The organism is Streptomyces sp. B3I8, assembly GCF_030816915.1.
Classification (GTDB): Bacteria; Actinomycetota; Actinomycetes; order Streptomycetales; family Streptomycetaceae; genus Streptomyces.
Genome location: NZ_JAUSYN010000002.1, coordinates 1,377,501 through 1,389,439 on the forward strand (window position 1 = coordinate 1,377,501; position 11,939 = coordinate 1,389,439).

The 11,939-nt window shown below is 72.4% G+C and carries 14 protein-coding genes (1 of these 14 only partly in view); 7 read left to right on the plus strand and 7 right to left on the minus strand.

From position 1 onward, the window contains the following. On the minus strand, positions 1-202 hold the beginning of the coding sequence (locus QFZ64_RS08410) for a DNA-3-methyladenine glycosylase (RefSeq protein ID WP_307063934.1). Its footprint begins 440 nt before the window's first position; only the first 202 of its 642 coding nucleotides appear in the window; it begins with the start codon at positions 200-202; its stop codon lies off the left edge, out of view. Positions 203-373: 171 nt separating this feature from the next. Between QFZ64_RS08410 and QFZ64_RS08415 the strand changes: the two genes are divergently transcribed. The 3 genes from QFZ64_RS08415 to QFZ64_RS08425 all read left to right on the plus strand — a co-directional run bounded on the left by QFZ64_RS08415 (position 374) and on the right by QFZ64_RS08425 (position 2,528). Then, complete coding sequence (locus QFZ64_RS08415) at positions 374-1,156, plus strand: sporulation protein (protein WP_307063936.1); 783 nt, start codon at positions 374-376, stop codon at positions 1,154-1,156. Between the two features lie 87 nt (positions 1,157-1,243). Beyond that, positions 1,244-1,783 carry a YbhB/YbcL family Raf kinase inhibitor-like protein gene (locus QFZ64_RS08420; protein ID WP_307063938.1) on the plus strand — a complete coding sequence of 180 codons (540 nt, stop codon included), beginning with the start codon at positions 1,244-1,246 and terminating at the stop codon, positions 1,781-1,783. Positions 1,784-2,021: 238 nt separating this feature from the next. Beyond that, a complete protein-coding gene (locus QFZ64_RS08425) occupies positions 2,022-2,528 on the plus strand; it encodes an HNH endonuclease (RefSeq protein WP_307063939.1) in 507 nt (168 codons plus the stop codon). Between the two features lie 117 nt (positions 2,529-2,645). Here the strand turns inward: QFZ64_RS08425 and QFZ64_RS08430 are convergent, their stop codons facing one another. From QFZ64_RS08430 to QFZ64_RS08440, 3 genes are all read right to left on the minus strand, one after another. Beyond that, a complete protein-coding gene (locus QFZ64_RS08430; RefSeq protein WP_307063941.1) occupies positions 2,646-3,605 on the minus strand; it encodes an SPFH domain-containing protein in 960 nt (319 codons plus the stop codon). 130 nt (positions 3,606-3,735) lie between these two features. Next, a complete protein-coding gene (locus tag QFZ64_RS08435; RefSeq protein ID WP_307063943.1) occupies positions 3,736-4,170 on the minus strand; it encodes an NfeD family protein in 435 nt (144 codons plus the stop codon). A 147-nt stretch (positions 4,171-4,317) separates the two neighbouring features. Continuing rightward, positions 4,318-5,115, minus strand: coding sequence for an ABC transporter ATP-binding protein (locus QFZ64_RS08440; RefSeq protein ID WP_307063945.1), 798 nt, complete (start codon positions 5,113-5,115; stop codon positions 4,318-4,320). Between the two features lie 176 nt (positions 5,116-5,291). On the opposite strand from QFZ64_RS08440, the gene QFZ64_RS08445 reads away from it, so the two are divergent. Continuing rightward, positions 5,292-6,083, plus strand: coding sequence for a hypothetical protein (locus tag QFZ64_RS08445; RefSeq protein WP_307063947.1), 792 nt, complete (start codon positions 5,292-5,294; stop codon positions 6,081-6,083). 222 nt (positions 6,084-6,305) lie between these two features. Here QFZ64_RS08445 and QFZ64_RS08450 read toward each other — a convergent pair whose 3' ends face one another. The 3 genes from QFZ64_RS08450 to QFZ64_RS08460 all read right to left on the minus strand — a co-directional run bounded on the left by QFZ64_RS08450 (position 6,306) and on the right by QFZ64_RS08460 (position 8,598). After that, entirely contained in the window at positions 6,306-6,545 is a 240-nt protein-coding gene (locus tag QFZ64_RS08450) for a chaplin (protein WP_307063948.1), read from the minus strand. Between the two features lie 273 nt (positions 6,546-6,818). Beyond that, complete coding sequence (locus tag QFZ64_RS08455) at positions 6,819-7,460, minus strand: response regulator transcription factor (RefSeq protein WP_307063951.1); 642 nt, start codon at positions 7,458-7,460, stop codon at positions 6,819-6,821. Continuing rightward, positions 7,453-8,598, minus strand: coding sequence for a GAF domain-containing sensor histidine kinase (locus QFZ64_RS08460; protein ID WP_307063953.1), 1,146 nt, complete (start codon positions 8,596-8,598; stop codon positions 7,453-7,455). Before QFZ64_RS08460 ends, QFZ64_RS08455 begins: the two co-directional genes overlap by 8 nt. A 211-nt stretch (positions 8,599-8,809) precedes the next feature. Here QFZ64_RS08460 and QFZ64_RS08465 point away from each other — a divergent pair, with 211 nt between their 5' ends. The 3 genes from QFZ64_RS08465 (at position 8,810) to QFZ64_RS08475 (ending at position 11,877) form a co-directional block, all read left to right on the plus strand. After that, positions 8,810-9,511: an SDR family oxidoreductase gene (locus QFZ64_RS08465; protein WP_307063955.1), complete on the plus strand. Its 702-nt coding sequence runs from the start codon at positions 8,810-8,812 to the stop codon at positions 9,509-9,511. Then, positions 9,508-10,665 (plus strand): S-adenosylmethionine:tRNA ribosyltransferase-isomerase, encoded by a 1,158-nt coding sequence (locus tag QFZ64_RS08470; protein WP_307063957.1) that lies wholly within the window; start codon positions 9,508-9,510, stop codon positions 10,663-10,665. The genes QFZ64_RS08465 and QFZ64_RS08470 overlap by 4 nt, the downstream gene beginning before the upstream one ends. 453 nt (positions 10,666-11,118) lie before the next feature. After that, a complete protein-coding gene (locus QFZ64_RS08475; RefSeq protein ID WP_307063959.1) occupies positions 11,119-11,877 on the plus strand; it encodes a transglycosylase SLT domain-containing protein in 759 nt (252 codons plus the stop codon). The last annotated feature ends 62 nt before the right edge of the window (positions 11,878-11,939 follow it).

The window sequence follows — 11,939 nt, forward strand, 5'->3', positions numbered from 1 at the left end:
TGCGGGCCGTGCGGCCGCGGTAGGCGTGCGAGCCGGGGTCGTTCGGGCCGTCGTACGCCTCGACCTCCGTCAGGCGCAGGGCGATCGGGCCGTCGGGTGTGGTTCGGACGATGACGCGGCCCAGGAGGTCGGGCGCGACCTCCAGTACGGGCCGGTCGAAGAACGGCCTGGGCAGGGGCGTACGGTCGGGCGTCGCGATCATGTCGTACGAGCGTAGTCCAGACGGTCGGTGGCACGGCGGGGCGGAGCGGCGCCATGGGCTGGCCAAGACATGCCAGATCTTGGAAGGGTGGGGGCGCGGAACCGGCCGTGGTCGGATCGCGTATGTAGGGAGCGGGAGCCGCCGTGAAGGGCGGCCTGGAGAGGGAGAGACATGGCGTTCAAGAAGCTGCTCGCGAGCCTGGGGGCCGGCGGTGCTTCGGTCGAGACCGTGCTGACCGAGGAGAACGTGGTTCCGGGCGGCGTCGTCCAGGGCGAGGTGCGGATCCAGGGCGGTTCCGTCGACCAGCAGATCGAGGGACTGTCGGTCGGTCTCCAGGCCAAGGTCGAGGTGGAGAGCGGCGACCAGGAGTACAAGCAGGACATCGAGTTCGCCAAGCAGCGGCTGGGCGGGGCCTTCGAGCTGAAGGCGGGCGCGGTGCACGCGGTGCCGTTCGGCCTGGAGATTCCCTGGGAGACGCCGGTCACGACGATCGACGGGCAGTCGCTGCGCGGCATGCACATCGGGGTGACCACCGAGCTGCAGATCGCCCGGGCCATCGACTCCGGCGACCTGGACCCGGTCAACGTGCACCCGCTGCCGGCGCAGAAGGCGATCCTGGACGCGTTCATCCAGCTCGGCTTCCGCTTCAAGCACGCGGACATGGAGCGCGGGCACATCCGCGGTACGCGGCAGCGGCTGCCGTTCTACCAGGAGATCGAGTTCTACCCGCCGCAGCAGTACCGGGGGCTGAACCAGGTCGAGTTGAGCTTCGTGGCGGACGACCACGAGATGGACGTCGTGCTGGAGATGGACAAGAAGCCGGGACTGTTCAGCGAGGGCAGTGACACCTACCGCTCGTTCAAGGTGGGGCTGCACGACTTCCACGCCACCGACTGGTCGGCGTACCTCCACCAGTGGGTGTCAGAGGTCGGCAGCAAGCGCAACTGGTTCTAGGGTCGGAGGGCGAGATTTCCGCAGCCGCGCGCCCGGGGCGCGCGGCCGGCGGGACGATACCGATCCGACCGATCTGGAGGTGCCGAGGTGACCGAGGGCAAGAGGCCGCCGCTGCCGCACGACTTCCATCCCCCCGTGCCGTCGTTCACGGTGACGAGCGAGGACGTCGAGCACGGCACGGCGTTGAAGGAGACTCAGGTCCAGGCCGCCGGGAACACCTCTCCGCAGCTTCGCTGGGAGGGTTTCCCGTCGGGGACCAAGAGCTTCGCCGTGACGTGCTACGACCCGGACGCCCCGACGGGGAGCGGGTTCTGGCACTGGGTGCTGTTCGACATCCCCGCCTCGGTCACCGAGCTCCCGGCGGGTGCGGGCGGTGGCTCGTTCGTGGGGCTGCCCGAGGGCGCGGTCCACGCGCGCAACGACTACGGGACGAAGGACTTCGGCGGGGCCGCGCCGCCGCCCGGGGACGGACCGCACCGGTATGTGTTCACGGTGTACGCCGTGGACCAGGAGAAGCTGGGCCCGGACTCGGACGCGTCGCCCGCCGTCGTCGGGTTCAACCTGCGGTTCCATACGCTGGCGCGTGCGCAGTTGGTGGGTGAGTACGAGGTGCCCGGAGAGGGTTGAGGCCGTCGTTCGTCCCTGCCTCGTTCCGTGCGTCGTTCCGTGCCTTGTTCCGTACGTCGTTCCGTGCGTCCTTCCGTGCGTAGGTCCGTCACTCGTTCACGGCACGTTTGCCCGTCCCTGGTCTTGGAATTGATCAGGGGCGGGCACTTTTTTATTGCGTTGTCCATCTCGGCGTGCCCGGCCAGAGTTGATCCAGCCCGCCAGGGGGGTGGGCCGGAGCGCACAGGAGGTGGGCTGGATGCGTGACACGCTGGTACTGAACGCGAGTTTCGAACCGTTGTCGACGGTGACCCTGAACCGGGCCGTCGTTCTGGTGCTGCAGGCCAAGGCCGTCGTCGAGCAGGCCCATCCCGGACTGCGCATGCGGGGCGCTCTGGTGGACATACCGGCGCCCCGGGTGATCCGGCTGTGCAGGTATGTACGGGTGCCGTTCCGAAGACAAGCTCCGTGGTCGCGGAGGGGGGTGTTGGTCCGGGACCGGCACCGGTGCGCGTACTGCGGGGGGCGTGCGACGACCGTGGACCATGTCGTGCCGAGGTCGCGGGGCGGTGAGGACACCTGGCTGAACACGGTGGCCTCGTGCGCGGAGGACAATCACCGCAAGGCGGACCGGACGCCGGAGCAGGCCGGCATGCCGTTGCTGACACGGCCGTTCGAACCGACGCCGGCGGACGCGATGCTGTTGGCCCTGGGACAGGACGATGTCGATTCCCTGCCGGAGTGGCTGTCGCCGACCGCGGCGTGACAGTGGCTGTTTGCCTGCCTGGCGGGGGCGGGACTGCCCGTTGTCGGCTGCGGGGACTCTGTGGCCGGTCGCGCGGTTCCCCGCGCCCCTTGCGGGGCGCGGGGCGTGCGGCGGGGGTCAGTCGATCGACGGGCGTTCGCGGCGGTCGTCGTTCGGGGTGCGGGGGGCCGGCGGGGTGGCGTTGCCGTTGGAGCCGCCGCCGATCCCGCCGAAGTTGCCGAAGGCGCCGGAGAGGCCCTTGAGTGCGTCGCCGATCTCGCTGGGGACGATCCAGAGCTTGTTGGCGTCGCCCTCGGCGATCTTCGGGAGCATCTGCAGGTACTGGTAGGAGAGCAGCTTCTGGTCGGGGTCGCCGGCGTGGATGGACTCGAAGACCGTCCGGATCGCCTGGGCCTCGCCCTCGGCGCGCAGGGCGGCGGCCTTGGCCTCGCCCTCGGCACGCAGGATGGCCGACTGCTTCTCGCCCTCCGCGGTGAGGATCTGGGACTGGCGGATGCCCTCCGCGGTGAGGATCGCGGCGCGCTTGTCACGGTCGGCGCGCATCTGCTTCTCCATCGAGTCCTGGATGGAGGTCGGCGGTTCGATGGCCTTGAGCTCGACGCGGTTGACGCGGATGCCCCACTTGCCGGTGGCCTCGTCGAGGACACCGCGCAGGGCCGCGTTGATCTCCTCGCGGGAGGTGAGCGTCCGCTCCAGGTCCATGCCGCCGATGATGTTGCGCAGCGTGGTGACGGTGAGCTGTTCGATCGCCTGGATGTAGCTGGCGACCTCGTAGGTGGCGGCGCGGGCGTCGGTCACCTGGTAGTAGATGACGGTGTCGATGTTGACGACCAGGTTGTCCTGGGTGATCACCGGCTGCGGCGGGAACGGCACGACCTGCTCGCGCAGGTCGATGCGGTTGCGGATGGAGTCGATGAACGGGACCACGATGTTGAGGCCGGCGTTCAGTGTGCGTGTGTAGCGGCCGAAACGCTCGACGATGGCCGCGCTCGCCTGCGGGATGACCTGAATCGTCTTGATCAGGGCGATGAAGACCAACACCACCAGAATGATCAGGACGATGATGACCGGTTCCATCGTCGTTCCCCGTACCCTTCTCCGCCTCGGCTCTTACGGCAGATCTTATGGTTGTCGAAGATCTTGCTGGTCGAGTCTGACAGACCGTCGCCCCTGCCGGGGCCGTTCCGTCGAGTTGCGTCGTACGAGGTCACATGATGATCGCCGTGGCTCCCTCGATGTCGACGACGTCCACGGACTGGCCGACGTCGTAGGCCTGTCCCGAGTCGAGTGCGCGGGCGGACCAGATCTCGCCGGCGAGTTTGATCCGCCCGCCCTCTCCGCCGTCGACCCGTTCGAGGACGACGGCCTGTCTGCCCTTGAGTGCGTCGATGCCGGTGGCGTGCTGGGGCCGTTGCCTGGCGTGCCGGTTGGCGATGGGCCGGACCACGGCGATGAGGGCCACCGAGACGACGACGAAGACCAGCACCTGGGCGACGACGCCGCCGCCGATGCCCGCCGTGACCGCCGCGGCGACCGCGCCGACCGCGAGCATGCCGAATTCGGGCATCGCGGTGACGACGAGCGGGATTCCGAGCGCGGCCGCGCCAACGAGCCACCACACCCATGCGTCGATGTCGTTCACATCGTCAATGGTAGGACCGCGCGCGGGAGTCGGACAGGGCGCAGATCGGCCCACCGCGGCGCTCGGAGGGGGTGATTCGGCCCGTACGCCGGGCCGGGGCGGCTCCGGGACCCGCAGGAGGGTCGGCTCCGGGGGCCCGAAGGAGCGTCAGGACATGGGCAGACCGCGGGCGGTCCAGCGGTCGCCGGACTGTTCGACGACGAGCGGGAGGCCGAAGCAGTGGGAGAGGTTGCGGGAGGTGAGCTCGAGCTCCAGGGGGCCGGCGGCGAGCACCTGGCCCTGACGGATCATCAGGACGTGGGTGAAGCCGGGGGCGATCTCCTCGACGTGGTGCGTGACCATGATCATGGAAGGGGCGATCGGGTCGCGGGCGAGCCGGCCGAGGCGGCGGACGAGGTCCTCGCGGCCGCCGAGGTCGAGGCCGGCGGCGGGCTCGTCGAGGAGCAGCAGCTCGGGGTCGGTCATCAGGGCGCGGGCGATGAGGGTGCGCTTGCGCTCTCCCTCGGAGAGGGTGCCGAAGCGGCGCTCCAGGTAGTCGCTCATGCCGAGGCGGTCGAGGAAAGCGCGGGCGCGCTGCTCGTCGATGTCCTCGTACTCCTCCTGCCAGCCGGCCGTCATGCCGTACGCGGCGGTCAGCACGGTCTGCAGGACGGTCTGGCGCTTGGGGAGCTTCTCGGCGAGGGCGATGCCGGCCACGCCGATGCGGGGGCGGAGCTCGAAGACGTCGGTGCCGGAGCGGCCGAGGGTCTCGCCGAGGATGCTGACCGTGCCCTTGCTGGGGAAGAGGTAACTGGAGGCGACGTTGAGGAGGGTGGTCTTGCCGGCGCCGTTGGGGCCCAGGATGACCCAGCGCTCGCCCTCCTTGACCGACCAGGAGACCTGGTCCACGAGGGCACGGCCCTCACGGACCACGGATACGTCCTGAAGTTCCAGAACATCGCTCATGAGCGCGTTGTCTCCCCATTGCAGTGTCATTGCAGTGTCGGCCGGTCGCGGCTGTCGCCCACGCCGGGCGCACGCCGGTCGGCGCGGCCCGCCGCGCCTGTGGGCGCAGTCCTTCAAGAAATCTACGCCACTGGTCGGCCGGGCTGTTCCATCGGTCCGGTCCTTAGGGTGGGGGCATGCTCACGGAACCACGTTCAGGCCGGTTGGCCGCATGGGGAAATGCCCTTCTCGCCGGGAACGCGTCGCCGGACGACGCGGTGTCGGCGGTCGTCGGAGAAGACGCCGTGCACCGGGTGGAGGGGCTGCCGGGTGAGTCCGGGCCCGTCGGGCTGTCGCTCGCGCTGGGGCGGCTGCGTGCGCTCGGGGTGACCGGGCTGCGGGTGGCGCTGCCGGTGCCGGGGCATCCGCTGGGGCTGAGCGGGCCGCCGGAGTTCAACGCGCGGGCGCTGGAGGCGGAGGAGGCCGTGGTGTGCCACGGGGCGGCGTTCGGGCTGGTGCCGGAGGTGCGCGAGGCCGGGCCCGCGGGCGATGTGCACGTCGAGGTCGTCTGGCGCTGTCTGCCGGTGCGGGAGGCGCCGCCGGCCGACGTGCCCTCGCTCGGGGAGGCGGAGCGGGAGCTGGCGGAGGCGTTGCGGGAGGCGACGGAGGTGCTGTCGCGGCTGGACGTCGCCGGGTCGGGTCCGGTGGCGGAGGCCGCGGTGGACGCGTACCGGGCGCGGGTGGAGGGCGGCGACGGGGAGGTGCTGGCGCCGGGGTATCCGCCGCGGGCGGTGCGGGTGCTGGAGCTCGCGGCGCGGGTGGGGCTGCTGGTGTCGGTGGCGTACGGCACCGGGCACGGGGGCGCGGTGAGCGCGTCCGAGATGGCGGCGCGCGGCGCGGCGTTGCGGCCGGTGGAGCGGACGGCGCGGCGGGCGCGGGTGGCGGCGTACAACTCGGTGGTGGAGGAGCGGGAGCGCGGGGCCCGGTGACGGCTCGCCCGGCGCGCGGGGGTGGGCGCCGGGTTCCGGGCGCCTTCTCGGCGGCTCGCGCGCCGGCGCCCGTCGATGCCGGTGCGCCCACGTGGGGCGCGGGCGGTGGCCTCCCGGGGTCGTCCGGAAAGGCCACCGCGGGGGCATGCGCGTCCGCCGCGGGCTCGGAGTGGTCCGAGCGGGACCGGTGGGCTGCGGGCGGGCTCAGTGGTCCCCGGGGTCTCAGTGGTTGAGGCCCAGGTTGCCGAAGGCCGGGTTCAGGGCGCCGATGACGTTCACCGTGTTGCCGACGGCGTTGACGGGGACATGGACGGGGGCCTGGATCACGTTGCCGGAGCCGACGCCCGGGGAGCCGGCGGCCTTGCCGCACGCGCCGCTGTCGGCGGACGCCATTCCCGCACCCGCGGCGACGAGCCCTCCGGCGACCAGGGTGACGGCGGCGGCCTTCTTGAGGTTCTTCACTTCTCTGTTCTCCTTGCACGCACGGTGCGCTGGACGCGCTCGGTGCTTTCCGCGTGGGCGCTGCGGCGGGCGCCGCAGCACGCAGAGGAGAACGTCCGGAAGCGGCTCGAAGATACGCCGTTCGGGTGACATACACCCGACCGTATGAATTGCTGCTCGTAGGGGAACCGGGCGTGCGACGGCCACCCGCCGGGCCGGCCGGCCGCGTCTCAGCCGGTCAATCGGTTGACCGGTCAGCAGGTCAGCAGGTCAGCAGGTCAGCAGGTCGACCGATCAGCCGGCCATCCCGTGCCGTACCGCCCACAGAGCCGCCTGGGTGCGGTCGGACAGGTCCAGTTTCATCAGGATGTTCGAGACGTGGGTCTTGACGGTCTTCTCGGAGAGCACGAGCGCACGGGCGATCTCCCGGTTGGAACGGCCGTCCGCGATCAGTCCGAGCACCTCCCGCTCCCGCTCGGTGAGCGTGCCGGCCCTCCCCTGGGCCGGGCCGGTGTCCTCCTGGGCGAGCAGTGCGCCCGCCACCTCGTGCTGGAGCAGGACGTGCCCGGCGTGCACGGAACGGATGGCGGCGGCCAGCGCGTCCGGGTCGATGTCCTTGTAGACGTACCCGGCGGCGCCCGCGCGCAGGGCGGGGACGACCGTGCGCTGTTCGGTGAAGCTGGTGACGACGAGCACGCGCGCGGGATGGTCGAGTTCGCGGAGCTTGCGCAGCGCGTCGATGCCGTCGACGCCCGGCATCTTGACGTCCATGAGGATGACGTCGGGGCGCAGTTCCTCGGCCCGTTCGACGCCTTCGGCGCCGTCGGACGCCTCACCGACGACCTCGATGTCGTCCTGGACCTCCAGGAAGGTGCGCAGGCCACGGCGGACGACCTGGTGGTCGTCGACGAGCAGCACCCTGATCGCGTCAGCCACCGGGGACCTCCATCTCGATCGTGGTGCCCTTGCCGGGCGCGGATTCCACGGTCAGGGTGCCGCCGACGCCGCCGGCCCGGTCGCGCATGGAGACCAGTCCGAGGTGGCGTCCGGCGCGGCGTACCGTCCGGGGGTCGAAGCCGCTGCCGTCGTCCGTGACGCGCAGCACGGCGCCGGGGCCGCTGCGCTCCAGGGTGACGTCCACGCGGGTCGCGCCGGAGTGCCGCAGCGCGTTGTGCAGTGCCTCCTGGGCGACGCGCAGGAGTGCCTCCTCCTGGGCGGCGGGCAGGGCGCGCACTCCCCGGCCGGTGAAGGTGACGCGTGCGGTGTGGGCGCGGTCGAGGACCTGTATCTGGGTGCGGAGGGTGGCGACGAGGCCGTCCTCGTCCAGGGCGGCGGGGCGCAGTTCGACGACGGCGGTGCGCAGTTCGTCGGCGGCCTCGGCGGCGAGCGCGGCGACCTGCTGCATCTCGCCCCTGGCGCGGGCGGGGTCGCGGTCGACGAGGGCGGCGGCGGCCTGGGCGGTCAGGCGCAGGGAGAACAGTTTCTGGCTGACGGCGTCGTGCAGTTCATGGGCGAGGCGGGAGCGTTCCTCGGCGATGGTCAGTTCGCGGCTGCGCTCGTAGAGGCGGGCGTTGGTGAGGGCGATGGCGGCGTGCTGGGCGAGGATGCCGAGCAGTTGCTCGTCCTCCTCGGTGAAGCCGCAGCGGCCGGTGGGGCCGGGGCCTCGTTTGTTGGCGAGGAAGAGCGCGCCGATGACCTCGTCGTCGGCGCGGACGGGGAGGCCGAGGAAGTCGGACATCTCGGGGTGGGCGGCGGGCCAGCCCTCGAAGCGGGGGTCGGTGCGGACGTCGGCGAGGCGCTGGGGGCTGGCCTCGTCGAGCATGGCGGCGAGGATGCCGTGCCGGCGCGGGAGCGGGCCGATGGCCCTCCACTGGGCGTCGCTGACGCCGTCGACCACGAACTGGGCGAAGCCGCCGTGGTCGTCGGGGACGCCCAGGGCCGCGTACTCGGCGTCGAGCAGCTCGCGGGCGGAGGCGACGATCGTCTTCAGGACGTCGCGCACCTCCAGATGCCTGCTCATGGCCAGCAGCGCGGAGCTCACCGCGGCCAGGCCCGACGTGGGTCCGGAACTCATGACCTCACGGTACCGGGGGGCTGTGACAGCGGGGATCGGTCCGGCGGCGGGCATGCGGACCGGGGCCGCGGGCCCGGGCGGAAGGGCTTGCGGACTAGGCCGAAGGGCCCCGGCGGCCTGGATCTCCCGTCCGAGGCGGCGGGTGCGGGCGCGTTCCTACGTTGGGGGCGTCGCCGGTGGTCGGCGGCGGTGGACGAGGGGACGGACGGGCATGCCGGTAGCGATCATCACGGGGGCTTCGAAGGGGCTGGGCCGGGCGCTCGGCGCGGGGCTGGCCGGACGTGGCTGGGACCTGGTCCTCGACGCGCGGGATCCCGGGCCGCTGGCCGAGGCGGCGGACGCGCTGACGGCGTACGGGAGGCGGGTGGCGGCGGTGCCCGGGGACGTCACGGACGCCGGGCACCGTACGGAGCTGGTGGCGCGCGCCCGGGAGCTGGGCGGCGGTGTCGTCGACCTGCTGGTGCACAACGCGAGCGCGCTGGGCGCCGAGCCGCTGGTGCCGCTGGCGGAGCTGGCGCCTGAAGGGCTGCGCCGGGCGCTGGAGGTGAACGTGGTGGCGGCGCACGGCCTGGTGCGTGAGGCGCTGCCGCTGCTGCGGGAATCGCCGGCGGGCGCAGTGGTCGCCGTGAGCTCGGACGCGGCGGTGGAGGCGTACGGGACGTGGGGAGGTTACGGGGCGTCCAAGGCGGCGCTGGACCAGCTGGCGGCGGTGCTGGGGGTGGAGGAGCCGGGGCTGCGGGTGTGGTCGGTGGACCCCGGGGACATGGCTACCGACCTGTACGCGGCCGCCGTACCGGACGACGACGCGCCGCGGCCGGCGCCGGAGAGCGTGGTGCCCGCGTTCCTGCGGCTGCTGGACGAACGGCCGCCGAGCGGCCGCTACGGGGCGCCGGCCCTGGTGGCGGGGCGATGAGGGCCGGCGTGCGCGGGCACGCGTGGTCGGTGCCCGAGGAGCTGTCGGCCCGGGTGCCGGCGGAGCGGCGCGGGCCGGGGCTCGGCCGGGACGCCGTACGGCTGCTGGTGTCGCGCGGTACGGAGGTGACGCACCACGCGTTCCCGGAGCTGCCGGGGCTGCTGCGCGCCGGGGACCTGCTGCTGGTGAACACCTCCCCCACGCTGGCCGCCGCGGTGGACGGGCGGGTCGGGCATGCGCGTGTGGTGGTGCACTTCTCCACGCGGGGCGACGACGGACGCTGGGCGGTGGAGCTGCGGGACCCGGACGAGCGGGGCACCACGCGCCCGCGGGAGGGCGGTCCGGCGGGCGCGGCGGTGGAGCTGCCGGACGGGATGCGGCTGGTACTGAAGGAACCTCTGGCGGAGGGAAGCGGACGGTTGTGGTGGGCGCGGCCCGTCGCGACGGAGGCGCGGGGAGGGCGTTCGCCGGGGACGCCAGGGGTGCGGGGCGGGGGTGTGCCGGTTCGTGCCGCGCGCCCCTCGGGGGTCCCGGACGAGCAGGTGGGCGTGACCGGCCTGCTGCGGCGGCACGGGCGGCCCATCCGGTACGCGTACACGGAGCGGGACCAGCCGCTGTCGGCTTACCAGACGGTGTTCGCGCTGCCGTGCGCCGATGGGGCGGGCAGCGCGGAGATGCCGAGCGCGGCGCGGCCCTTCACCCCGCGTCTGGTGGCGGAGCTGGTGAGCCGGGGCGTGCAGTTCGCGCCCCTCACGCTGCACACCGGGGTGGCGTCGGCGGAGGCGCACGAGCCGCCGTACCCGGAGCGGTTCGCCGTGCCGGAGGCCTCGGCGCGGCTGGTCAACGCGGCCCGGGCGGGGGGCGGGCGGGTGGTGGCGGTGGGGACGACCGCGGTGCGGGCGGTGGAGTCCGCCGCGGGCCCGGACGGCGTCGTCCGCGCGTGTGCCGGGTGGACGGACCTGGTGGTGACTCCCGAGCGGGGGGTGCGGGTGGTGGACGGGCTGCTGACCGGGCTGCACGAACCGGAGGCCTCGCACCTGCTGATGCTGGAGGCGGTCGCGGGGCGGGAGGCGGTCGAACGGGGGTACGAGGAGGCGCTGGCCGGCCGCCTCCTGTGGCACGAGTTCGGGGACGTGCACCTTCTGCTGAGGTAGGGCGGCCGTGCAGCGGTGGGGCCGCCCCGCCGAAGGAGCCCCGCCGCGGGCCGAGCGGCACAGCCGGGAGGGCGACGGGACACGGCGGAAGGACGGCGCACGGTCCGGAGAACGCGCTCACGGAGCGCATTGCTTGCGCAACCAGCGGTGAGAGAAGGGTGAAGCCGGTGTGAGCCCGCGCATAGGGCACACATCACGTACGAAGCGGATTAGGAGGAAGAGAAAGGGCGCGTGAGCGGGGCGGATCGGGCGATCTGCCCCGTTTTGCCGTCCCTGTGTCCACTACCGGGGATCGTACGTCACACCTTTGCCTGGCCTTTTTGCGCCAGCTAAGAATTGCTTCCGTCGCTCGGCGCCGCCTGTTTTACCCACGGCGTCCGGACCGGAAACATCCCCGTTGTCCGTCCCGGCCCGGGAGCGACCTCCGCGCTATTCGAAGAGGTCTCACCACCCATGCCCAAGTACACCGCCTTGCTTCGCGGCCGCGCCCTGGCCACGTCCCACCGCGCCGGCATCGCCGGTGTCGCCGCGCTCGGTGCAGCCGCCCTCGCGATCTCCGCCGCTCCGAGCAGCGCGCAGTCCACCACGACGCACGAGGCCGCGGCCTCCTCCGCCCCGGTGCACTACAGCACCCAGCCCATCGAGGACGTCAAGGTCCGCGTGACCGACCAGATGGCGGGCCAGCGCCTCAAGGCCGAGACCATCGCCGCGAAGAAGCAGGCCGACGACGACGCGGCCGCCAAGAAGCGGGACGCGGCCGAGGCCGGCCGGGAAGCCGCGCACAAGGCCGGGGAGAAGAAGGCGGCCGCCGAGGCCGGGAAGGGCCGCGGCGGCGAGCACTCCGCGAGCCGCTCCTGGCACCGTCCGTCGGCCCCCGCCGGCAAGTCCTACGCGAACAGCCTGGACGGCTGGATCCGCCACTCGCTGGACATCATGCACGAGCAGGGCATACCCGGCTCCTACAGCGGCCTGCACCGCAACATCATGCGGGAGTCCTCGGGCAACCCGCACGCCATCAACGACTGGGACATCAACGCGATCAACGGCATCCCCTCGAAGGGGCTGCTGCAGGTCATCCCGCCGACCTTCAAGACGTACCACGTGCCCGGCACGTCGTGGAACATCTACGACCCGGTCGCCAACATCACCGCCGCCTGCAACTACGCGGCGCACCGCTACGGCTCGATGGACAACGTCGACAGCGCGTACTGAGGCGGCACGGACCCCTCCACGCGAAATGACGCGGAAAGGGCGGCACCCCACCGACGGGGGTG